Origin of the sequence: Terribacillus saccharophilus (assembly GCF_000725365.1) — a bacterium.
GTDB lineage: Bacteria > Bacillota > Bacilli > Bacillales > Amphibacillaceae > Terribacillus > Terribacillus saccharophilus.
Map to the genome: position 1 here is coordinate 1,797,825 of NZ_CP008876.1, position 21,478 is coordinate 1,819,302.

23 protein-coding genes are annotated in these 21,478 nt (G+C 43.6%); 3 read left to right on the top strand and 20 right to left on the bottom strand.

The window, feature by feature from the left end; all coding sequences use genetic code 11:
- Positions 1-71: 71 nt before the first annotated feature.
- The 8 genes from dnaK to gpr all read right to left on the bottom strand — a co-directional run bounded on the left by dnaK (position 72) and on the right by gpr (position 9,548).
- Entirely contained in the window at positions 72-1,898 is a 1,827-nt protein-coding gene (dnaK, locus tag GZ22_RS09120) for a molecular chaperone DnaK (protein ID WP_038561453.1), read from the bottom strand.
- Between the two features lie 36 nt (positions 1,899-1,934).
- Complete coding sequence (gene grpE / locus GZ22_RS09125; RefSeq protein ID WP_038561455.1) at positions 1,935-2,495, bottom strand: nucleotide exchange factor GrpE; 561 nt, start codon at positions 2,493-2,495, stop codon at positions 1,935-1,937.
- A 65-nt stretch (positions 2,496-2,560) separates the two neighbouring features.
- On the bottom strand, positions 2,561-3,589 hold the full coding sequence (gene hrcA / locus GZ22_RS09130; RefSeq protein ID WP_038561456.1) for a heat-inducible transcriptional repressor HrcA: 1,029 nt from the start codon (positions 3,587-3,589) through the stop codon (positions 2,561-2,563).
- Positions 3,590-3,665: 76 nt separating this feature from the next.
- Positions 3,666-4,826 carry a radical SAM family heme chaperone HemW gene (gene hemW, locus GZ22_RS09135; protein ID WP_038561458.1) on the bottom strand — a complete coding sequence of 387 codons (1,161 nt, stop codon included), beginning with the start codon at positions 4,824-4,826 and terminating at the stop codon, positions 3,666-3,668.
- A 62-nt stretch (positions 4,827-4,888) separates the two neighbouring features.
- Entirely contained in the window at positions 4,889-6,709 is a 1,821-nt protein-coding gene (gene lepA / locus GZ22_RS09140) for a translation elongation factor 4 (protein ID WP_038561461.1), read from the bottom strand.
- Between the two features lie 115 nt (positions 6,710-6,824).
- Positions 6,825-7,142, bottom strand: a complete 318-nt coding sequence (locus tag GZ22_RS09145; protein WP_038561464.1) for a hypothetical protein — start codon at positions 7,140-7,142, stop codon at positions 6,825-6,827.
- Positions 7,139-8,344 carry a stage II sporulation protein P gene (gene spoIIP / locus GZ22_RS09150; RefSeq protein WP_038561467.1) on the bottom strand — a complete coding sequence of 402 codons (1,206 nt, stop codon included), beginning with the start codon at positions 8,342-8,344 and terminating at the stop codon, positions 7,139-7,141. The genes GZ22_RS09145 and spoIIP overlap by 4 nt, the downstream gene beginning before the upstream one ends.
- 85 nt (positions 8,345-8,429) lie before the next feature.
- A complete protein-coding gene (gene gpr, locus GZ22_RS09155; protein WP_038561470.1) occupies positions 8,430-9,548 on the bottom strand; it encodes a GPR endopeptidase in 1,119 nt (372 codons plus the stop codon).
- Between the two features lie 131 nt (positions 9,549-9,679).
- Between gpr and rpsT the strand changes: the two genes are divergently transcribed.
- Positions 9,680-9,946 (top strand): 30S ribosomal protein S20, encoded by a 267-nt coding sequence (gene rpsT, locus GZ22_RS09160; RefSeq protein WP_038561473.1) that lies wholly within the window; start codon positions 9,680-9,682, stop codon positions 9,944-9,946.
- Between the two features lie 64 nt (positions 9,947-10,010).
- On the opposite strand, the gene holA is transcribed toward rpsT, so the two are convergent.
- From holA to GZ22_RS09180, 4 genes are all read right to left on the bottom strand, one after another.
- A complete protein-coding gene (gene holA, locus GZ22_RS09165; RefSeq protein ID WP_038561476.1) occupies positions 10,011-11,048 on the bottom strand; it encodes a DNA polymerase III subunit delta in 1,038 nt (345 codons plus the stop codon).
- A gap of 268 nt (positions 11,049-11,316) precedes the next feature.
- A complete protein-coding gene (locus tag GZ22_RS09170; protein WP_051748155.1) occupies positions 11,317-13,569 on the bottom strand; it encodes a DNA internalization-related competence protein ComEC/Rec2 in 2,253 nt (750 codons plus the stop codon).
- Positions 13,566-14,141: a ComE operon protein 2 gene (locus tag GZ22_RS09175; protein WP_038561480.1), complete on the bottom strand. Its 576-nt coding sequence runs from the start codon at positions 14,139-14,141 to the stop codon at positions 13,566-13,568. The genes GZ22_RS09170 and GZ22_RS09175 overlap by 4 nt, the downstream gene beginning before the upstream one ends.
- Positions 14,142-14,207: 66 nt before the next feature.
- A complete protein-coding gene (locus GZ22_RS09180; protein WP_038561483.1) occupies positions 14,208-14,816 on the bottom strand; it encodes a ComEA family DNA-binding protein in 609 nt (202 codons plus the stop codon).
- A 95-nt stretch (positions 14,817-14,911) separates the two neighbouring features.
- Here GZ22_RS09180 and comER point away from each other — a divergent pair, with 95 nt between their 5' ends.
- Positions 14,912-15,736: a late competence protein ComER gene (gene comER, locus GZ22_RS09185; RefSeq protein ID WP_038561485.1), complete on the top strand. Its 825-nt coding sequence runs from the start codon at positions 14,912-14,914 to the stop codon at positions 15,734-15,736.
- A 50-nt stretch (positions 15,737-15,786) separates the two neighbouring features.
- Here comER and GZ22_RS09190 read toward each other — a convergent pair whose 3' ends face one another.
- From GZ22_RS09190 to GZ22_RS09225, 8 genes are read right to left on the bottom strand one after another with little or no spacing between them, the layout of a single operon-like run.
- Positions 15,787-16,545 (bottom strand): class I SAM-dependent DNA methyltransferase, encoded by a 759-nt coding sequence (locus GZ22_RS09190; protein ID WP_038561487.1) that lies wholly within the window; start codon positions 16,543-16,545, stop codon positions 15,787-15,789.
- Positions 16,545-16,901 carry a ribosome silencing factor gene (gene rsfS, locus GZ22_RS09195; RefSeq protein WP_038561489.1) on the bottom strand — a complete coding sequence of 119 codons (357 nt, stop codon included), beginning with the start codon at positions 16,899-16,901 and terminating at the stop codon, positions 16,545-16,547. Before rsfS ends, GZ22_RS09190 begins: the two co-directional genes overlap by 1 nt.
- Positions 16,902-17,474: a bis(5'-nucleosyl)-tetraphosphatase (symmetrical) YqeK gene (gene yqeK, locus GZ22_RS09200; RefSeq protein ID WP_038561491.1), complete on the bottom strand. Its 573-nt coding sequence runs from the start codon at positions 17,472-17,474 to the stop codon at positions 16,902-16,904.
- On the bottom strand, positions 17,461-18,030 hold the full coding sequence (locus tag GZ22_RS09205) for a nicotinate-nucleotide adenylyltransferase (protein WP_038561493.1): 570 nt from the start codon (positions 18,028-18,030) through the stop codon (positions 17,461-17,463). The genes yqeK and GZ22_RS09205 overlap by 14 nt, the downstream gene beginning before the upstream one ends.
- Before the next feature lie 11 nt (positions 18,031-18,041).
- Positions 18,042-18,332 carry a ribosome assembly RNA-binding protein YhbY gene (gene yhbY, locus GZ22_RS09210; RefSeq protein ID WP_038561495.1) on the bottom strand — a complete coding sequence of 97 codons (291 nt, stop codon included), beginning with the start codon at positions 18,330-18,332 and terminating at the stop codon, positions 18,042-18,044.
- 1 nt (position 18,333) lies between these two features.
- Positions 18,334-19,170, bottom strand: coding sequence for a shikimate dehydrogenase (gene aroE / locus GZ22_RS09215; protein WP_038561498.1), 837 nt, complete (start codon positions 19,168-19,170; stop codon positions 18,334-18,336).
- Between the two features lie 14 nt (positions 19,171-19,184).
- The gene (gene yqeH, locus GZ22_RS09220; RefSeq protein WP_038565830.1) at positions 19,185-20,288 is read right to left on the bottom strand and encodes a ribosome biogenesis GTPase YqeH; all 1,104 of its coding nucleotides are present in this window, start codon (positions 20,286-20,288) and stop codon (positions 19,185-19,187) included.
- Positions 20,289-20,290: 2 nt separating this feature from the next.
- A complete protein-coding gene (locus GZ22_RS09225; RefSeq protein WP_038561502.1) occupies positions 20,291-20,806 on the bottom strand; it encodes a YqeG family HAD IIIA-type phosphatase in 516 nt (171 codons plus the stop codon).
- Between the two features lie 389 nt (positions 20,807-21,195).
- Between GZ22_RS09225 and sda the strand changes: the two genes are divergently transcribed.
- The gene (sda, locus tag GZ22_RS09230) at positions 21,196-21,336 is read left to right on the top strand and encodes a sporulation histidine kinase inhibitor Sda (protein ID WP_038561505.1); all 141 of its coding nucleotides are present in this window, start codon (positions 21,196-21,198) and stop codon (positions 21,334-21,336) included.
- The last annotated feature ends 142 nt before the right edge of the window (positions 21,337-21,478 follow it).

Here is a 21,478-nt window from a genome sequence, read left to right on the forward strand (position 1 = left end):
CATGTAACAAGTCAAAGCTGCTCTGGAAGCGGCTTTGACTTGTCGGGTGATACTAGATTTTACTTATCGTCTTACTTTTTGTCTTTATCGTCTACTTCTTCGAAATCAGCATCTACGACATCGTCGCCTGCTTGCTCTCCGCCTTGCTCTTGCTGTGCTTGCTGAGCCTGTGCTGCTTGCTCATACAATTTTACAGACAATGCTTGAACTTGCTCGGAAAGTGCATCTTTCTTCACTTTGATGTCTTCATAGTCGGAACCTTCCAATGCTTTCTTAAGTTCCTCTTTTGCTGCTTCTGCTTTTTGTTTATCTTCTTCAGAAACATTTTCAGCAAGATCTTTCAATGTTTTATCTGTTTGGAAGACAAGCTGATCAGCTTCGTTGCGAAGATCTACTTCTTCACGGCGTTTTTTATCTTCCTCAGCATTATCTTCTGCTTCTTTTACCATTTTTTCTACTTCTTCATCAGAAAGACCTGAAGAAGACTTGATTGTAATGGATTGCTCTTTGTTTGTGCCAAGATCTTTCGCACGTACGTTAACAATACCGTTAGAGTCGATATCAAAAGATACTTCAACTTGCGGTACACCACGTGGTGCTGGCGGGATATCCGTCAATTGGAATCGGCCAAGCGTTTTGTTGTAAGAAGCCATTTCACGTTCACCTTGAAGAACATGGATATCAACAGCTGTCTGATTATCAGCAGCAGTAGAGAATACTTGAGAATGGCTAGTCGGAATTGTCGTGTTACGTTCGATCAATTTCGTAAATACGCCGCCCATAGTTTCGATACCTAGGGAAAGTGGAGTAACGTCAAGAAGTACAACGTCTTTCACATCACCTTGAAGGACACCACCCTGAATTGCTGCGCCAAGTGCAACCACTTCATCCGGGTTAACGCCTTTAGAAGGATCTTTACCAGTTTCCTTTTTGATTGCTTCCACAACAGCTGGGATACGAGTAGAACCACCAACTAGGATAACCTTGTCAATTTCACTTGCAGAAAGATCAGCATCACGAAGTGCTTGACGAGTTGGGCCCATTGTACGCTCTACCAAATCAGCAGAAATCTCATCGAATTTCGCACGGGAAAGAGAAAGCTCCAAGTGAAGCGGACCTTCTGCTCCAGCCGTGATGAACGGAAGGGAAATTTGTGTTTGCGTAACACCAGAAAGATCTTTCTTCGCTTTTTCAGCTGCATCTTTCAAACGCTGCATAGCCATTTTATCTTTAGAAAGGTCGATGCCGTTCTCTTTTTTGAATTCTGCTACAAGATGATCAATGATCACTTGGTCAAAATCGTCACCACCAAGACGATTATCACCTGCAGTAGAAACTACTTCGAATGTACCATCTCCAATATCAAGGATGGAAACGTCGAATGTACCGCCGCCAAGGTCATAAACAAGGATAGTTTGATCTTCTTCTGTATTGATACCGTAAGCAAGTGCTGCTGCTGTCGGTTCGTTGATGATACGTTCTACTTCAAGACCAGCAATTTTACCAGCATCTTTAGTTGCTTGACGCTCTGCATCGTTGAAGTAAGCAGGAACTGTGATAACTGCTTTATCAACCGTTTCACCTAGATAATCTTCAGCGAAAGATTTAATGTACTGTAAGATGATTGCAGAAATTTCTTGAGGCGTGTAAGACTTGCCTTCGATTTCCACTTTGTAATCCGTACCCATATGACGTTTGATGGATTGGATTGTGTTCGGGTTCGTGATAGCCTGACGCTTCGCCACTTCACCGATTTGTCTTTCTCCGTTTTTAAATGCTACAACCGATGGAGTTGTGCGGTTACCTTCCGGGTTCGGAATAACGCGAGCTTCTCCACCTTCCATTACGGACACACAAGAGTTTGTTGTACCTAAGTCAATACCAATGATTTTACCCATTTTGTATTTTTCCTCCTCTACAGCATATGTAGTGCTTTATTGATTCACTTGAACCATAGCCGGTCTAATGACACGGTCTTTCAGTTTATAGCCTTTTTGCAATTCCTGTACGACAGTATTTGGTTCGTATTCGTCATTTTCCACCTGCATAACTGCTTGGTGCAAATGCGGATCGAAAGTCTGTCCAACAGTTTCGATAGTTTCGATACCTTGGTTGTCGAAAGCATCTAATAACTGACGATATACCATGCGAATACCATCGACGAAACCTTTATTCGCTTCTTCATCCTGAACAGTTTGAAGGGCGCGATCCAAGTTGTCGACAACTGGAAGCAAAGCTTCCGCCAAATCCTGAGATCTATATTTGCTGGCAGCTTCCTTTTCCTTCTGTGTACGCTTGCGGAAGTTATCATACTCAGCCTGCAAGCGAAGCAGACGGTCGTACATCTCGTTTTTTTCTTGCTCGAGCTGCGTGAGTCGTTCGCTGCCTTCATTGTTAGTTTCGGATTCCTCAGATGGGGCTGCGTCAATCACTTCTGCTTCAACAGCTTCCTGCTCTTCGGTTTCATTCACTTTTTCTTTTTCTTCATTTGCCATGATGGTCACCTCCTGAAAAGCATTGCTTATATGAAAGGCTTGCGGTGAAGCAAGCCATATTCAACTCATTTCTGCCAGTCCTGATAGGCGCTGGTCAGTTTGTTCGTTAAGACATGCATTAACGACATTACCCGGGAATATTCCATTCTGGTAGGACCCAGCAAGGCAACTGTTCCCATGTGTATGCCATCCGCTGTATAGCTCGCAGTGACAAAGCTGCAATCCTGCATCGCACTCAGCTTGTTCTCGGTGCCGATGGAAACATGCAGACCATTCTGTTCTCCCTTGAGAAGACGCGCGATTGTCTCGCCTTCTTCCTCAATCATCGTATATAAGCTTCGCAGCTTATTCAAATCCTGAAAATCGGGCTGCATCAGAATGTTTGTTTTGCCGCCGAAATAGAGCTTTAGCGGCTGTTCCGTTTCCATGAACGAGCGCAGATAGGCGAACATTGTGTCAAAATGGACGGTGTGCTGCTTAAGCAATTCCTGTACTTCTGACTTCAGTCTGCCAGGCACCATCATAAGCGGTACGCCAGCCAAACGGTCATTCAGGATATTGACTACCTTTTCCATTTCTGCATGGTCCATCCCATCCGGTATTCGGAAGGATTTATGTTCCACATGACCAGTGTCTGTCACTAAAATCATGACAGCACTAAAGTCCGACAAAGTCAGAATCTGAATATGCTTAAGCTTCGTCTCCAGCATTTCCGGTCCCAAAATGATACTAGTGTAGTTGGTCAGCTCTGAAAGCAAAGCTGCGGATTGCTGTACGACTTCTTCCATCTGACGAATATTAGTCGAAAATGTCTGTTTGATTGCTGACGTATCCTGGCGCGACAAATGAAACGGTGTCAGTAGATGATCCACGTAGAAGCGATAGCCCTTTTCGGAAGGTATTCTTCCGGATGAGGTATGCGTCTTCTCGATCAAGCCAAGCTGCTCCAATTCAGCCATATCATTACGAATCGTTGCGGCACTATAGGCAACGTCCTGCTTATTGGAGATAGCACGCGAACCGATCGGCAGCGCCGTTTGAATGAAATCGTCGACTATAACCTGAAGGATACGCAGCTGTCTTTCTGTCAGCATGATCATCACCTCGATTAGCACTCGTTTATGGGGAGTGCTAAATATACATATAAGGTAACAAAGCCTAGAAAAATTGTCAATTCGAAACGCTTGCCGGTTCTTCTTCTAAAAGGAACTCCTGAAATACATCGTTTCCGAACAAGAATCCGTCTTCGGTCATGGCAACATGTTCAGCATCTTCTGTGAGCCAACCTTTGCTAATCAGCAGATCCAGAGGTTTGCGATAAACATCTGTGAGCTCGATACCGAATTTGTTACGGAAACTTGCTTTGCTTACTCCGGTTTTCTTCCGAAGCCCAAGGAAAAGCTCCTCCTCGATGCGCTCTTTGCGGCCAATAGATTCTTCATGCAAAACTGGAATACCATTTTCATTTGCTTGTTTTAGATAAGCAGGGAGTGGGCGAATGTTGATAACGCGTCGTCCCGGCAAGTACCCATGAGCACCTGCTCCAAGTCCATAGTAGAAATCATTATTCCAGTATGCAAGATTATGCTGGCTTTCCTTGCCCGGCAGCGCGAAGTTGCTCACCTCATACTGCTCTCTGCCATGTGATTTCATTTCATCGCGCAGCAGATTGTACATGTTTGCTTCTAGTTCTTCTGGCGCCTTTTTCAATGTACCCTTTTTGTAACGCTGATAAAAGACTGTTTTTGGTTCAATCTGGAGTGAGTAAGAAGAATAATGTGGCAAATCGAACTGTAAGGCTTCTTCCACAGTATGCCCAAACTGCTCCAATGTTTGTCCCGGCAGAGCATAAATCAAGTCAATACTTATGTTGTCAAAGCCAGCCTGTTTTAATAGATCAAGACTTTCATACACATGTTTGACGCGGTGAACACGACCGATGGCCTCCAATAGTTTATCATCGAACACTTGAACGCCAAGGGAAATTCGATCTACCCCGTAGTGCCTTAGCAGCTTAGCTTTTTCTAATGTCAGATCCCCGGGATTTGCTTCAAATGTATATTCTCTGGCTGCGTGAACATCAAATGCGCTGTCCACACTCTTCAGTACATGCTCTAGCTGCTGCATATTCAATGCCGTCGGTGTACCGCCGCCAACGAAAATCGTGTTCATTTGCTGTTTGTTCGGAACATAATGCTCTATTTCCTTCCGTAGTGCTTCTACATATTCATCTGCACTATCTTCCCGATAGAAAAATTTCGTGAAGTCGCAGTAATGACAAAGCTGTTCACAAAAAGGTATATGAATATAAGCGGATTTCACTTCGTTCATCATGCTGCCTCCTTCCGCAATGACAAACCCTTGTCTGATTAAGGACAAGGGTTGTCTGTTTTTTATTCGTCGTCCATTTGCAAGATGGCCATGAACGCTTCCTGTGGAACTTCCACGGAACCAACCATCTTCATTCGTTTTTTACCTTCTTTTTGCTTTTCAAGTAATTTACGCTTACGAGATATATCCCCTCCATAACACTTGGACAAGACATTCTTACGCATCGCTTTAATGTTGGAACGGGCAACAATCTTATTTCCGATTGCAGCCTGGACTGGTACTTCGAACTGCTGACGCGGAATTAACGCCTTCAGCTTTTCTACTATTGCTTTACCGCGGTCGAAAGCAAAATCACGGTGTACGATGAAGGATAACGCATCTATCGTGTCACCATTCAAAAGAATATCCATCTTCTGCAAATCGGATGCCTTGTAGCCCACCAATTCATAATCGAAGCTTGCATACCCTTTGGTTTGAGATTTTAGCTGATCGAAGAAATCATAGACGATCTCTGAAAGCGGAATTTCGTAAACGACATTTACACGAACATCGTCCAGATATTGCATGTCCTGGAAATCACCGCGTTTCTTCTGGCATAACTCCATGACTGTACCGACGTAATCATTTGGTACCATGATTGTCGCTTTTACATATGGCTCCTGCACTTCCGTACGTGATTGTGCATCTGGCAAAGCCGCCGGGTTGTCAACTCGCACTTCGCTGCCATCGGTCATGACAACATTGTAGATAACACTTGGTGCTGTAGTGATCAGATCAATATTGAATTCACGTTCAATCCGTTCTTGGATGATCTCCATGTGCAAAAGTCCAAGGAAACCACAGCGGAATCCAAAGCCAAGTGCCTGGGATGTCTCCGCTTCATATTGCAAGGAACTATCGTTCAGTTCCAATCGCTCCAGAGCTTCACGCAAATCGTTGTAATTACTTGCATCAACCGGGAACAATCCGCAATAAACCATCGGATTCAAGCGGCGATAGCCAGGCAATGCCTCGCTGGCAGGATTATTCGCTAATGTAATTGTGTCCCCTACCCGCGTATCACTTACGTTTTTAATAGAGGCAGTCAAGTAGCCAACGTCACCAACGACTAGCTCGTCCTTTTTGACTGGCGCCGGATTAAATACACCGACTTCATTGACTTCAAATTCCTTGCCGGTAGCCATCATGTGAATCTTGTCTCCGACTTTTACGGAACCTTCTTTAATACAAGTATACGCAACAACACCGCGATAGGAATCATACAAGGAATCGAAGATCAAACCTTTTAACGGCGCTTCCTCATTTCCTTTCGGTGGTGGGATTCGGTCAACAATTGCCTCTAAAATCTCTTCTATACCGATTCCTGCTTTAGCTGATGCCAGAATCGCGTCACTCGCATCAATTCCAATAACGTCCTCGATTTCCTGTTTAACCCGTTCTGGATCGGCGCTCGGTAAATCGATTTTATTGATAACCGGGATGATTTCCAAGTCATTATCCATCGCCAAGTATACATTGGCCAATGTTTGGGCTTCGATACCCTGAGCTGCATCCACTACAAGGATGGCACCCTCACAGGCTGCCAAACTCCGGGATACCTCATATGTAAAATCGACATGTCCCGGTGTATCTATCAAATGGAATATATATTTCTCGCCATTTTCCCGTTCGTATTCAAGTTGCACTGCATTCAGCTTGATTGTGATGCCGCGCTCTCTTTCCAAATCCATCGCATCCAAATACTGCGCCTTCATTTCACGCGCAGTAAGAGCTTTAGTCTTCTCCAGAATACGGTCAGCCAGTGTAGACTTCCCATGATCGATGTGTGCAATGATCGAGAAATTCCGCACATGCTGCTGATTTCGTCTGTTTGTCTCTACCAATCAAAATCACTCCTAAATTGTCCGAAGCTGCCCCATAAGAAGCAACCGTAACAATAACTAGCATTGATTATAGCAATTGCGCCCTGTTTATTCAATGTTTTTAAGCGCTTTTGCCTCAGCCGAACAAAGCAATGGAAAGCTGTTCAATTGCTGTAATGATGACAGAGCAAATACCAGTGAATAGACTTCCAAGTCCGCTCGCCAGCTGCTGGACGATGGAGCTATCTGCTCCCTCATCCGATACAGGTGCTGTATTTTTAAGCACCGGTTTGCTTTTTGCACCCTCAAATGAGGAAGATGCAGTCAGCTGTCCTTCCTGCTGCTGCACAGCGGGCGGCTGCTCTGCCTGCTGGACATCCTCTTTTTCCATTCCAATTAAAATACCGCCAAAGAACAATGTCAGCATCGTCAGAACAACCACTACATATTTCATTCCGCTTGTCCTCCTTGAACTTTTTCTGCTTCCCAGTAATACTCAGCAAATATCTCTGCAAACAATTCCGCAGTTCTTGTTGCTTCATCCAATGTATTTTCCGCTCCGCCAATTTCCAAAAGGGCTGCTTTGTCAGAAACATCCTGATTGTAAATTCCGTCGACTCCTGCACCTTGTTTTGTAATAACACCCCGGCTCAGACCAGGATATTTGGCTTCAATTTTTTTGTGCAGATCCGTTGCGAGCTTCAGATTCTTTTCATATTCTTTATTTTCAGCACCGACAACAAAAACAACTTTTGCATATATGTCACCTTCAATTTCCTTCGTCGTGTCTTTTCGTTTCAAGCTGTCACGGTGAATATCGAAAACAAAGGAAACATCTTTGTGTTCTGCTACAGCAGCTTCAACTACTCCTCTTGAAGCATCGTAGGATTGATGATAAGCCATGCCATTTTCATTTAAAATGGCTCCTATATCCGTCTGGTCAGCAATTGTTCCGATACCAAGCTCTTCCAACCGTTCGGCCATTGCTTCTCCGGCATCGGTGACATTAGAGTTTTTGTTATAAGCGCTATCTTTCTGGTCAGCATCTAAGGAAGGCAGATAGGACTCCTGATTATGCGTATGGTAGATAAAAACAACATCTTTTTCGCCTGTTGAAGGCGCAGGCTCCTCATCCTTTTGTTCCTGACTATCGTCAGGTGGATTCTGATTTTCTTCTGATGGTGTTTCTTCTTCCTTTTCTTGAGTTGGCTCTTCCTCGATAACATGATCTGGCTGCGCCGACTCAATTGGCAGGTTCGTATAGTTTGTTCCTTCTCCTGCAATGACAATCTGGTTCTCATATAGGGAGAAACCTGGTATTTCGGAGCCAAGTAAAGTACGCGGGTCATCCGGTTTGATTGTTGTCAGCATTTGCATAAGAACGGCAGACAGTTGGATTGATGGAGCTTCCTCTGGTCTGACACTTTCGAAAATCTTGTTTTCGTTGCCAAGTATATGCAGATAAATGCTGCTGTCGAGCTGCCTTGTCCAATCTGTGATCGCTTGTGAGGACAACCGGTATGCCGGCCCAGCAGAAGTTAACGCCGCTATACCGGTCAATAGAAAAAGGATGGAGCCGACAAGTATGAGTGTCCGCTTATATATAAACAGTACGCCTGAACGCTTTCGCTTATAGCTGTTCTTCTTTTTTCCCAAGAAAGAAGCTCCTCTCTTTTTGAATCTAGTTGAACTCTACTAGAATCTATGAGAGAGAAGCTCGAAGTAGAACCTCTGAAAGAAATCAGCGAGTGTAATCCGAGAGATTCGCCGGATTGACCTTTTCATGCAAAGCTCCATTAATACCTGCTGCTATGACATGTGCCATATCGGTAATGAATCCATCCACTTCTTTCGGTGTTACCATAAGGTTATGTCCAAGCGGTGTGAGTACCTCATGGATTAGCTGACGCTTTTCTTCTTCAGTAAGACCGCCAACCATTCCGAATATTGCCTGGCGCTGTTCCTCACTTGGCAAGTCTTCTTCTGTCAGTTCCTTTTTTCCAAAACGCATCCCTGCCGGCACAAGGGCCTTTGAAGGCTTATCCTTCTCATTCCACTCTCTTCCAAAATGCTTGAAAAGGGAATCGATTGTATCACTCGTAATCGAGACCGCGTCAACAACTGTAGGAACGCCAATACTGAAAACAGGAATACCCAGTGTTTCTTTGCTAAGCTCTTTCCGTTTATTTCCTACTCCAGAGCCTGGATGAATACCTGTATCGGATAACTGGATTGTACTATTCACACGACTGACTGATCGTGCTGCTAAAGCATCCACTGCTATAACAAAGTCTGGCTTCGTTTTTTCAATAATTCCGTGTATAAGAGTACTTGTCTCGATACCTGTCGTACCCATTACGCCAGGTGATATGGCGCTAACTGGCCGGTAACCTTCTTCCACTGACTCTGGCTGCAGCTTGAATAAATGGTTAGTCACCATTATTTTTTCAATCACATCCGGTCCCAAAGCGTCCGGTGTCACATTCCAATTTCCTAGTCCGACTATCAAACCAGTCGCATTCGTCGGAATGTTGTTCTCAGCCAGCATTTGTTCCAGTTCCTTGGCAAGTACAAGTGCTGTCTCTTCTTCCTGCTTTGTGTCCTGATTCTTTACCGCATCAGTATGAATCGTAATATAGATACCAGGTTTCTTGCCTATCTGCTTTGATCCTTCTTCGTTCACTTGTACATAATTAACGGTAATACCTTCTGTTTTTTTCTCTGTAACTGAGATACCTGCTGCTGTTCCCTGTTTCTGTTCACTCGATGTATATAGGTCCTTTGCTTCAATAGCTAAATCCGTCCGTACTTGCAGCTGCTTGATCAAAACTATCCCTCCACTTTTCAAAAATGTCAGCATTAGCTTAAGCAGATTAACAGCAAATCATACGAAAAGTGACACCATCAGCGAAAAGAATTGTTGAAAACATCGCTCCGCTTTGGTACAATGGCTTTTGTTGTAAGATGAAATGTGCCGGAGGTGAAACAAACATGGCAAATATTAAATCAGCGATTAAACGCGTTCGTGTAAACAACGATAGCCGTCTAAGAAACCAAGCTTTGAAAAGCGACTTGCGTACTGCAGTGAAACACGTGGAAACTGCTGTTTCCAACAACGATGCTGCTACTGCTAAAACAGCTCTTCTAACAGCTTCAAGCAAAATTGATAAAGCTGCACAAAGTGGTGTTATCCACCGCAACAAAGCTAACCGTCAGAAGTCTAACTTGACTAAAAAAGTTAACTCTATTGGCGCATAATATGCTTAGAAGAACGATTCCTTTAGAAGGAATCGTTTTTTAATAGAAAAAGCCCGGTGGTTTATTAAACCATTCGGGCTTTTTTTCGTATTGTCACTATTTGCTGAAGTAAAAGTTCAAACGCTAGATTCTTCTCCATACGTCCCTGCTTCATATCAGCATCCGTTTCGGCAGCTAAAAATAGAATATGCTTCAATTCTTCTTCAGAAAAGTGTGCTTCCCGCTTCAAGGCAAGCTTGATCACAAACGGATGAACTTTCGTTACTTCTGCCATCTTCGCTTGGTTATACCCTTTATGTTTCAGAAGCTTTACATGCAAAATTGTCCTGAACTGGGAAGCAAGCAGCGCAATCAAAGCAATTGGCTCCTCCTTCAGTTTGATCAGATCATGGAAGATGTATATCGCCTTGGCCAAGTCACCTGCCATTAAGCTGTCAACAAGCTTTAATCCAGAGCTTGTCTGCTGATGGGAAACAAGTGATTCCGCCATCTCCAAGGTTATTTTACTTCCTTCACCTGCATAGAGAGCAAGCTTCTCAATTTCTCCGCGCAGCATGGAAAGGTCGGTTCCAGCCTCCTGGATGAGCAAATCAGCGACTGCATCCTCCAGCACAATTTGATGCTCCTTGCTTAACGTAACGATCCAATCTGATAAATCCCATTCTTTAACCGGCAAACAGGCGACAGCCTGTCCTGTCTTTTTAATGCTTTTAATAATTTTTTTGCGCTCATCCACCTTCTCATACGGAGCTAACAAAACAAGTGTTGTCCAAGCAGCTGGATTTTCTACATACTGCTCCAAACTCTCTAAACGATGATCCACTGCAGACTTATCCGGCTTAGCTTTCAAAAAGAAAGGATGGTAAGCAAGTATTAATTTTTGTTCACTGAAAAAAGGATATTCCTCTGCATCCGCAATAACTTCCTGGATCGGGGTTTCCTCCAAATCGTAGACAGAAACATTTGTTCCATCGGAAAGGGCGAATTGTTTCTCTATTTTTACCTTTATATCCTGCATGAAATAAGACTCCGTGCCATATAGTAAGTATATAGGTGAAAAATCCTTTTTCTTGATTGCTTTTAAAGCGTCAGTATATGACATGTTCTCACTCCTACGTAATCCTACTGTTTATCGTATCGGCAAATAGGAATTAACGCAAGGTGGAACAGAGGAGAACATTGTAATGTTCCCCCCCAATCTATATGAACGCTCTTGTTAGCCAGCTCCGGAGGCTGTAACGCGAAGCGGTGTTTTCTTACCTCTAGGTTATCCTGATAGCACTCAAGTTATAGGTGACAACTCTTGCTAATCGAGGTAAGTACCTGTTGCCTGTGGTAAGTTCATTTGCCTCATTTATAACTACCGTATCTTATGGAAGGAACGGGCTAAATGTGCCTGTCTTTCCTGAGAAGGCATAGACGACCGCCCCATCCGTATCTGTACGCCAGATACGGATGTTTTGTTGTAACAAGCTATCCACCACTTCTGGCGATGGATGACCATATCGGTTGTTCCTGCCAGCAGAGACAAGCGCTGTCTCCGGCTTCAATTGCAGAAGAAATGCTGTATCAGTTGATGTATTGCTGCCATGATGCCCGACCTTCAGAATATCAGTTTGCATTGACGGGTACCGCCGGATGATTTCCTTTTCTTCCTCTTTGCCAATATCCCCAGTAAAAAGCCAACTCTTCCCGCCAAGCATCGTATACATGACAAGCGAATTCTTGTTTGGGTCCTTTTTATCGCGGAAAGGAGCTAGCAGCTGAATTTCCCAGCCTGACAGACGGAGCATCTCTCCAGCTCTCCAAGGAATTATCTTTGTATCTGAATGCCACTGGCTAGCTTTTGAACGGTCAAAGTAGACCGATGTACGCACCCATTCTACATGAAATTCCTCTGTCAGCTTACCAATACTTCCGATATGGTCATGGTCAGCATGTGATGCAAAAATGCCGTCCACTTTAACAATCCCCCGCTCATACAGAAATGGTTTGATCACTTGGTCGAAATTCTTATCAGTTGGCTGAAAGTCCATTCCAATACTGCCAGCAGCATCAATTAAATAAACACCTCTGCGGTAAGGTAATTCAATAACAAACGCATCTCCTTGTCCGATATCGAGCATGGTTACATATCCTGTACTGCTTGTATAAGGCAGCAATACTGCCGTAAGCGGAATTGAGGTGAGAAAAGCACCATACCAAAGAGCCTTTCTTCGCCTCCCTTCCTCCCAAGCAGAACAAAATAGAATTAAAACCAAAAAATAAACCAGTGAGATACCTATCGGAAGCTCCCCTGTTACCCAAGGATAAAAAGCTACACCATCTACCCATTGGATAAATCGAATTACTAATTCATTGAGAAATCGAAAACCTTCTCCGATAAGAGCAGCAAAATGTGGCAGAGGATACAGGAGAATACTGATTAACAATAAAAGCGGAATAGCAATAAAGGTATAAAACGGAATAGTGAATAGATTCATTAAAACCGACAATGGATTCAAGAAATAAAATTGAGAGACCTGTAAAGGAAAGATAACAAGCTGGCTTAGTAAGCTTGTTTCCAGCAGTGCACTGATGAAGGAACCAGTGTATAAACGAGCTGACAATAGCAGCGCCAAGCTGACTAAAAACGAAAATTGGAAACCAATATGGTATAGATAAGACGGGTCGAGGACGAGTAAAAGTATGAAAACAATACTGATACTATCGATAATCGGCAGTTTAATCCGAAACCGCATAAGCAGCATGATGAGCATTACCATTAAAGCGGAACGCCATACCGAAGGCTCACCGCCCGCAAATACGGGATAAACAGCCAGGAAGACAAATAAAAACCAATATGTCTTCTCAATCGTGAGAATCTGGAGTTTTGTGAGGAGAAAAAAGAGGATTGCAGAAAATAATGCTATATGCATGCCGCTAATGGCAAGAATATGAGATAAGCTCCAGCGATTGAACAGCTCTACTGTTTCCTCATCTAAATTGCTATCTTCGCCAGCAATCATTGCTTGCACCCATGCAGCGGTATGAGGGTCAAGGAACTTGTCAGTTTTATGCAAAAACGCAGTTCTTGCTTTTAACAACCGACCGAATTGTGATGTTCCGGCACAAGAGATATCCTCCAAATTCTGAAGTTCTATCTCATAATAGATACCTTGCTGTCGTAAATAGTGTTGAAAGTTAAATTGTCCTGGGTTAGTAGCAGGGTCGGGCTGTACAAGACTCCCCTTAATAATGCATTGGGACCCTGCAGATAAACCAGATACAGCTTCTTGCTCCTCTTGTTTGAAATATGTCACCTGGATGGAGGCAGAACCAGAAGGATCTTCTGCAGTGAATTGAATTCGTTCTTTTGTTTCGGAAAGATCTGATATTGCGGATGTGAGCTGAATCGGCTCATTAAGTGGCAGTTGGGGAGGAATTTTTTGTACGAGGATACTGTTGCCGAGAAATAAAAGAGAGGCAATGGAAGAAAGCAGCAGTAGCGGTAATCGAATACGTTTTGTGTAATATAGCAGACTCAGCCAAACAAGTATGACTAGCAGTATCGAAAAATGTAAGGAATGCGCCAGCATCCCACCAAGGGCTGCCAGCGCAACAATATGCCATTTACCAATCATATTCGTTCTTTGTTTCGGAGTTGATAGTGAGACATAGCTTCTTCAGCGAGTTGTTGACTTTCTGTATCGTCCAGCTGCTTGAGCTTGTCCACGACTTTTTCCATCATACTGCGTGTCTCTTGCGGCTTTGTATCCACTACGACTGCATCAAGCTCAACCTGTTCCGTTGTGACACCAGCTTCAGCAAAGAGATCAACAGCATAAGGATGATTTTTATAATCACTTGCATAATAGACAGTTTTGATGCCAGCTTGTATTAGGGCTTTACAGCATTGCAAGCATGGAAAATGTGTCACGTATATTTCAGCTCCTTCAGTAGGAACACCGAATTTCGCACATTGTAAGAGAGCATTCATTTCTGCGTGTACTGTCCGCACGCAATGACCATCGATTACATAGCATCCTTCATCGACACAGTGCTTGCTGCCTGTGACACTGCCATTGTAACCGCCGGCGATAATTCGTTTATCGCGGACTACAGTGGCACCGACCATCAGCCGCTGGCAAGTGCTGCGCAGCGCCAGCAAGTGGCTTTGTGCCATAAAGTATTGATTCCATGCGATTCGTTCCATGACGTTTCGCCACCTTTCCTTTTCTAGAGTAAGTGTACAATCCCCTTTCTCATCCGTCAACCAGCTCTATAAGCTGATCTGATCCTTCATATTCTCTAATGATTTCTCTCCGATGCCAGGTACTTCTGTAAGCTGCTCGATCGAAGTGAACGGACCATTTTCCTCACGGAAGGTAATGATAGCCTGTGCTTTTGCTTCTCCAATGCCATTCAGTTCTGTCAGTTCCTCGCTGTCTGCTTGATTGATATTTATTTTCTCTGAGGAAGTACTCGAACCCGCTGTTTGAACAGGCACATCTGCTTCACCAATAGCCGCTACATAGATAACCTGTTCATCCGCCACTCGCTGAGCAAGATTAATACTTCGCCCCTCTGCGTTCTCTGTCAGTCCTCCCGCTGCATTTAATGCCTGTTCCACTCTGCTGTCTGGAGCAAGCTCGTATACACCAGGATTCTGAACCTCTCCTTTTATATCTACCATGACCTTCTCATTATCTGATGCAGTTTGATTTTCAGCTGGTGATTCTGTGAGCATCTGATTATCAGAAGGATTTTTAACTTCTTCAAGTTGCTGCACTGCAGCATCACCTCTAGGTTCCCTCATCCACATAATTAAAAATACGCATACTACAGCTGCCAGTATGATAGCCCAGCTATATTGTTTGATTATTTGCACCTTGAACCTCCTTTCATATTTTATAACCTCAAAACATAAAATGGGTAGCAGCGTAAATGGGAACAATCAGAAAATGAGCAGAGGAGGAGTTTAAAATGACGAAATGGGGAATAATCGGAGTTGGCAATATGGGAGGCATGTTACTGGAAACATGGGTGAACTCCGGATCAATCGCCCAAGAAGATATTATGATTTTGAACCGTTCTGCCGAAAAGGCACTTCAATGGAAAAAAGCTTTTCCATCTATACATGTAGCAGATTCCACTAGCCAAATTGCGGATTATGCTGATATTTTGTTTCTATGTGTGAGGCCACCGCATTTACCAGGTGTCTGCCACGAGCTCCACCCTCTATTACAGCAGGATCAAGTACTAGTATCTATTACTAGTCCATATTCGATTGAAGATCTCGAAGTACTCGTACCTTGTCAGGTAGCAAGAGCGATTCCGAGTATCACAAACAGGGCCGCAGCAGGTACGACTCTGCTGACATTCGGAACGAGTCTGTCTAATCGAAATAAAGCTGCGCTAATCGATTTAGTTAGCAGTTATTCAAATCCTCTTTATATTCCAGAGGATATAACCAGAGTAGCTTCAGATATTGTTTCCTGCGGACCAGCTTTCTTCAGCTACCTCGCACAGCGATTTATCGATGGTGCAGTGGCGGAAACTGAAATCAGTAAAGAACAAGCTACCCATTTAACTTCGGAAATGCTTATCGGACTCGGGACCTTATTGGCAAACGGGCATTATACATTGGATGAACTGATTAAAAAGGTTTGTGTGAAGGGCGGTATTACAGGAGAAGGAATAGCAGTACTGGAGAAGGAAACCACAGAACAGTTTCCGCTATTATTCCAAGCAACTCACCGAAAATTCCGAGAGGAAAAGGAAGCAATTCAAAAGGGATTGTACAACTAAAAATTCGACACATACTTAGCTTTTCCTGCATAAAAAAACCAGGTAGCAGATTATGCCTCCTGGTTTTTAACACATGCAAAGAACAGCCGATCTGCTTGTTCCAAGTGCTCCGTCCGTTCTATATCAAAATCTCCGTATACTCCACACACGCGAAAGCCCGCTTCCTCAAGCCAGGAGATATACGTATCAATGGAATATGTACGCTGATGATGATATTCATCAAAACGATCGTATTTATCCGAGTCTGTTTCTTTTGTAAAGAAAGTAAGGTCGTGAAATACTTCTCCCTTTTCCTCGCCGGCTTCACAGAACCATGTATAAGAAAGGTCGTCATGAATTTCAGCAAAAACCTCACCAGCCAAGTCCTCTTCAATATGCCGTATGCTATGGACATCAAACAGGAACACTCCGCCGGGAGCAAGCATCTGCCATATCCGGTTGAAAGCTTGCTGCACATCATGTGGTGACGTAATATAGTTGACTACATCAAACATACTAATCGCAGCATCTGCTTTAATTGTCTCCAGCTCCCGCAGATCCTGTTGTATCCAGCGCACTTGCTGTTTTGTATCGCGGGAAGCAGCAAAGGCAAGCATATTCTCAGATTGATCAATACCTGTCATATGATATCCTGCCTTTGCCAGCTGCCTGGTGACATATCCCGTTCCGCAACCCAAATCGGCTATTTCTTTGATCTCGATTTGAGCGTGTTTACGGAATACCTCCTGCATGAACTGCTGCCATGGCTCATAAGGCGCATCCTGCATCAGACGTTCATATACGGCTGCAAGCCGCTCGTATGCGGCCATCAGCTTTCTTGGGAGAATACCGGTTCCACTTGCGGCGCGTCTCCCCACAGGCGTTCTAAATTATAATATCTGCGTTCATCGATATGGAATACATGGCAAACAACATCTCCAAGATCGACAAGAACCCATCTTGACTGTTCCATTCCTTCCATACGCTTCACTTCTACACCAGCTTCTTCAGCTTTCTCTTTGATTCGTCTAGCGATAGCTTGCACTTGACGCTCGCTCGTTCCATGACAAATCATGAAGTAATCAGCAATCAAGGAGACCTCCTTCATTTCCAAAAGGACAACGTCTTCCCCTCTTACCGCATCTGCGGCATTTGCTGCTATTTGTGCTATATCAATAGTTTCCATTTATTTGTTACCTCCAGTAGAGTTTAATAAATCATTATAAGCATGGAAAGTGTCCGGGTATACTTTCCGGTTTAACGAAACGAGCATATTGATCGTATTCCGGGAAGCCATCCAGCACGCCTTATCCAAATTGTTCTCACTAACTTTACGTACATCATCCACGCCGGGAAAAGCACGGCCTGGTTCAATATAATCTGCAAGAAATACGACTTTATCAAGTATCGACATACCAACACATCCAGTGGTGTGTACAGTGATTGCATGCAGTATCTCCGGGTCGCTAATGCCGACTTCACGTTTTACCATAAGCGCTCCTACTGGACCATGCCATAATTCATGGTGATAATCCAGCAAGTCTTTCGGCAGCCGTTCTGATTCGATCCAGCGTTTCATTTCCTCGAGTGGCCGATACTTCGCATAGTCATGAAAAATAGCAGCCAGCTCAGCTTTCTTTTCATCTGCACCATACTGTTTTGCCAGTCTGATGCTAGTATCCATTACACGGATAGTATGTTCATACCGAGGTTTCTTTAATTGTTTTTCAACGATCGCCAATGCCTTATCTCTCTGCATACAGCTTTTGCTCCTTTATAATATCGAACACTGCGCCTGAAATAAGATAGTGTACAGGAGCTCCCTGTTCAACGCGTTCCCGGATCATGCTCGAGGATATCTCAAGCTCCGGGATATCGACATAAGTGACAGGGTATGTTGTCTCCAGATCATATCCAGGCCGGCCGACACCTACGAATGTCAGCATTTCAATCAAATCATCAATACGATGCCAAGTGTGCAGACTCTCCACCAGATCAGCACCAATGATGAAATGGAATGCAGTATTCGGATGCATTTCCTGCAACAGCTTTATTGTATCAAATGTATAGGATTTGCCTAAACGATCCACCTCAATCGGATTCATACGGAAAATAGGATTTTCCGCAATTGCCGCCTGCACCATCTCGAGACGAAGAACCGCATCTGTTTGGGACTTCTGTTTATGCGGTGCTTCATGGGCAGGAATGAACCAGACTTCATCCAATCCAAGTCTGTGCTGGACTTCCTGCGCAATGAACAAATGTCCGAGATGGGGCGGATCGAATGTCCCCCCCAATAACCCGACTTTTTTCATGTCTTACTCCTTTACGGCAGCTTGATCTGTTTATTATCTTCTGATTCTCTATAAAGGATGATTGTACTGCCGATAATTTGAACGATAGAGGCACCTATACCCTCTTCAATTGCTGCAGCAACGTCCTCTTTTTCATCGAGGCAATTCTGAAGTAAACTCACTTTGATCAATTCTCTTTTTTCTAATGCTTCGCCGATTTGGACGAGCATATTATCGTTCACACCGATTTTCCCTACCTGAAAAATTGGTTTCAAATGATGCGCTTGTGCGCGAAGATATCTTTTTTGTTTACCTGTTAACATATTATGCCTCCGTTAATCTTTGTTCCAGTTGGTTCAATAAGTCTCCGATAATGACTTGCTGTCCTGACCAGATTTCAAATGCGTACTGTGCTTGATATAAAAGCATGCTATGACCATGATGAATTGTGGCTCCTTGCTGCTTGGCGCTGCGAAGCAGCATCGTTTCAATCGGTTTATAGACGATATCACTAACCACTGCATTAGGCTTTAGGTTAGCTAACGATATGATTTGCTCATGGTCATGCGGGCTCATTCCGACACTTGATGTGTGTATGATGATATCATAGCTTTCCAATTTCTTTTGTGCTTCTTCATATGACAGGACCTCTGTAATTGTTTCCGGTTCCTGTAATTGCAGCAATTGCTCCGCCTTAGAAACTGTGCGATTGCCGATATCGACATAGCGATACCCATTAGCGACTAGCGCCCGGTATATGCCGCGAGCTGCTCCTCCTGCGCCAAGCATAAGTACATGCAAGGATTCTTGAGCGGGAATCAACTGTTCCAATGCACGCACATATCCCGATCCATCCGTATTATACCCGATCCATTTGCCGTTCTTTCGTACTGCGGTATTCACAGCTCCGATTTTCGCTGCATCTGGATCTAGTTCATCAAGGAATGAGATGATGCGCTGTTTATATGGAACCGTAATATTGAAGCCATCAATCCCGCTTTGCAGTAATGCTGTAATTTTTTCATCAAAAACATCTGGTTCGATAGGATATAGCTTGTATTCCCCTTCGATTCCAGCTTGTTCCATGAATTGTGTGTGTATCCATGGTGATAAAGAGTGCTCCACCGGATGGCCGATTAGGCCTAACTTCAATATTTTCATCTTCTCGCTCCCCCTTAGATTAATGATCTGCGAATAGTTGCCGGAACTCCTTCTGGTGTATGGACTGTCACCGAAGCAGGCTCACCTGACAGCGTTATCCATCCTAATCCTGGAATGACAATATCCGTTTTTTGATCTTTAATTCTGAATGCTGCTTTCTTTAAAGGTGGAAAGTGCTCAAGCTGCTCCTGATATGGAGGGGTAAGCAATTCTCCTTTTTGGCGTTCGTAAAGCGAATCCGCATTCTCAAGCTTCGTACGATGGATATCGAGTGCGTTGGAGAAATAGCAGACAAATGACTGACGTTCCCCTTTTTCGAAATCGATTCGTGCCAAACCGCCAATGAACAACGTTTGCTTATCGTTCAATTGGAAGATGCGTGCTTTAATTTCTTTATTCGGAGTGATGGTTTTCAAGTCCTTATCCGTCACATAATGGGCAATCTGCTGGCGGTTAACAATCCCTGGTGTATCATAAAGGGAGCTTGTATCATCGAGTGGGATATCAATGAATCCGAGCGTCGTACCAGGAAAATAAGAAGTTGTGATCGCATCGTTAATCCCTGTTGAATGCTTGATCAAAGCGTTAATGAACGTTGATTTGCCGACGTTCGTACTGCCGACAACATATACATCCTGTCCATCACGCAATTCCTGAATGCTGTCTTCAAGCTCCGACATACCGATTCCGCGTTTTGCAGAAATCAAATGTACATCTGCCACTTGAATACCGTATTCTTTGGCTGCCCCGCGCAACCACTGTTTAACACGTTCGTGATTTGTCGATTTTGGAAGCAAGTCCACTTTGTTCCCAACCAGAATAATTGGTTTGTCTCCGACAAGCCGTTTGATGCTGGAAATGAAGCTACCGTTAAAATCAAATATATCCACAAGCTTGATGACAATGCCATCTTTGTTATTAATTTCACTAATCAACGTAAAGAAGTCATCGTCAGTCACTGCAACATCCTGGACTTCATTGTAATGCTTGAGCCGGAAGCAGCGCTTACAGATGACCTCATCACTTTTCCCCAATGCTGATGCAGGGATATAACCCGGCAAGGAAGCGTCCTCTGTTTGAATCGGAGCTCCGCAACCTTGGCAAATCAATTCTTCCACATTCATTCCTCCCATGTAATCTTTCCTTTTCTTCTGAAATAGTTGAGTATCCGTCGTTCGATCATCCGATTGATTCTGGTGATTTTTCCGTCTGTTTTGACGATTGGCACCACAACGATCGTATAGAAACCGGCCAGATTGCCCCCTAATACATCTGTAAGGAGCTGATCACCAATCATAACAATCTGATCCTTCTGAAGGTTCATCTGCTTGACAGCCTGCTTGAAGGCTCGTCCCAGCGGCTTTCTTGCGCTATAGACGAAAGGAATCTCTAAAGGTTCAGAAAACAGTTTCACTCGTTGCTCATTATTATTAGATATAATCGTAATTTTAATATCGTGTGCGCGCATTTCCTTGAACCAATTGGTCACTTCCGGCGTAGCATCTGCAACATCCCATGCAACAAGGGTATTATCCAGATCCGTAATGATTCCTTTGATTCCTTGCGCTTTCAATTTCTCTGGCTTTATATCAAAAATGCTTTTCACATGCTCGTTCGGCAAGAACTTCTTTAGCATTGTGGATTTCCTCCGATCTCGTACACTTCAACAGTTACTTACCCATCATAAGACATTTTAGCTACGGTTTCAAAAAAATCTTTCATTGTTCCCCTTTTTTTCGACCTTTCTTTATGCAATACACATGATTTCAGAAGTAAAACCTTTCGACAAATCTCTACATTCTTCTTCTTGTGGATAACTATGTCCACATTATTAACCGCAATATGAATCAATTCTGCATATTTATAAACACTTTATCTACAGGTTATGAACAGTTTTCTGTAGATAACTCTCGTCTTGTCCCTCTATTTTTTTCGTGATACATTATTAATAACTTATCAACTCCCCAACCCACGTACAGAAGATCTGCAAGATAGTAAGATATCTCCAATCAGGAGGAATGCAAGATGGAACATCTGTCTGATGAATTGCTGATCGAATCTTACCACAAGGCGAACGAACTCCACTTGAGCCAAGAGTTTATTCATCTAATAGAAAAAGAAATCCAGTCACGGGGCTTATCGCATAAGATCCGCTATACCAGCTAAACATCGTCTCCCTCAGTCTTGCCGTAACGGTAAGGCTTTTTTTCTTTCTTGAAGGAGTTAATGTATGTTGCAGTGTATGGTTAAATTACTTTACAATTGGGTATAGGATTTTTTAGAAACTTTATAAATTAGAAGTAACTAT

Bases quoted from the DNA above. Each gene is read 5' to 3' on its own strand.
- dnaK (WP_038561453.1), bottom strand. From the start codon at position 1,898: ATGGGTAAAATCATTGGTATTGACTTAGGTACAACAAACTCTTGTGTG.
- grpE (WP_038561455.1), bottom strand. From the start codon at position 2,495: ATGGCAAATGAAGAAAAAGAAAAAGTGAATGAAACCGAAGAGCAGGAA.
- hrcA (WP_038561456.1), bottom strand. From the start codon at position 3,589: ATGCTGACAGAAAGACAGCTGCGTATCCTTCAGGTTATAGTCGACGAT.
- hemW (WP_038561458.1), bottom strand. From the start codon at position 4,826: ATGAACGAAGTGAAATCCGCTTATATTCATATACCTTTTTGTGAACAG.
- GZ22_RS09145 (WP_038561464.1), bottom strand. From the start codon at position 7,142: ATGAAATATGTAGTGGTTGTTCTGACGATGCTGACATTGTTCTTTGGC.
- gpr (WP_038561470.1), bottom strand. From the start codon at position 9,548: ATGCTGACATTTTTGAAAAGTGGAGGGATAGTTTTGATCAAGCAGCTG.
- rpsT (WP_038561473.1), top strand. From the start codon at position 9,680: ATGGCAAATATTAAATCAGCGATTAAACGCGTTCGTGTAAACAACGAT.
- holA (WP_038561476.1), bottom strand. From the start codon at position 11,048: ATGTCATATACTGACGCTTTAAAAGCAATCAAGAAAAAGGATTTTTCA.
- GZ22_RS09170 (WP_051748155.1), bottom strand. From the start codon at position 13,569: ATGATTGGTAAATGGCATATTGTTGCGCTGGCAGCCCTTGGTGGGATG.
- GZ22_RS09175 (WP_038561480.1), bottom strand. From the start codon at position 14,141: ATGGAACGAATCGCATGGAATCAATACTTTATGGCACAAAGCCACTTG.
- comER (WP_038561485.1), top strand. From the start codon at position 14,912: ATGACGAAATGGGGAATAATCGGAGTTGGCAATATGGGAGGCATGTTA.
- GZ22_RS09190 (WP_038561487.1), bottom strand. From the start codon at position 16,545: ATGGCCGCATACGAGCGGCTTGCAGCCGTATATGAACGTCTGATGCAG.
- rsfS (WP_038561489.1), bottom strand. From the start codon at position 16,901: ATGGAAACTATTGATATAGCACAAATAGCAGCAAATGCCGCAGATGCG.
- yqeK (WP_038561491.1), bottom strand. From the start codon at position 17,474: ATGCAGAGAGATAAGGCATTGGCGATCGTTGAAAAACAATTAAAGAAA.
- GZ22_RS09205 (WP_038561493.1), bottom strand. From the start codon at position 18,030: ATGAAAAAAGTCGGGTTATTGGGGGGGACATTCGATCCGCCCCATCTC.
- yhbY (WP_038561495.1), bottom strand. From the start codon at position 18,332: ATGTTAACAGGTAAACAAAAAAGATATCTTCGCGCACAAGCGCATCAT.
- aroE (WP_038561498.1), bottom strand. From the start codon at position 19,170: ATGAAAATATTGAAGTTAGGCCTAATCGGCCATCCGGTGGAGCACTCT.
- GZ22_RS09225 (WP_038561502.1), bottom strand. From the start codon at position 20,806: ATGCTAAAGAAGTTCTTGCCGAACGAGCATGTGAAAAGCATTTTTGAT.
- sda (WP_038561505.1), top strand. From the start codon at position 21,196: ATGGAACATCTGTCTGATGAATTGCTGATCGAATCTTACCACAAGGCG.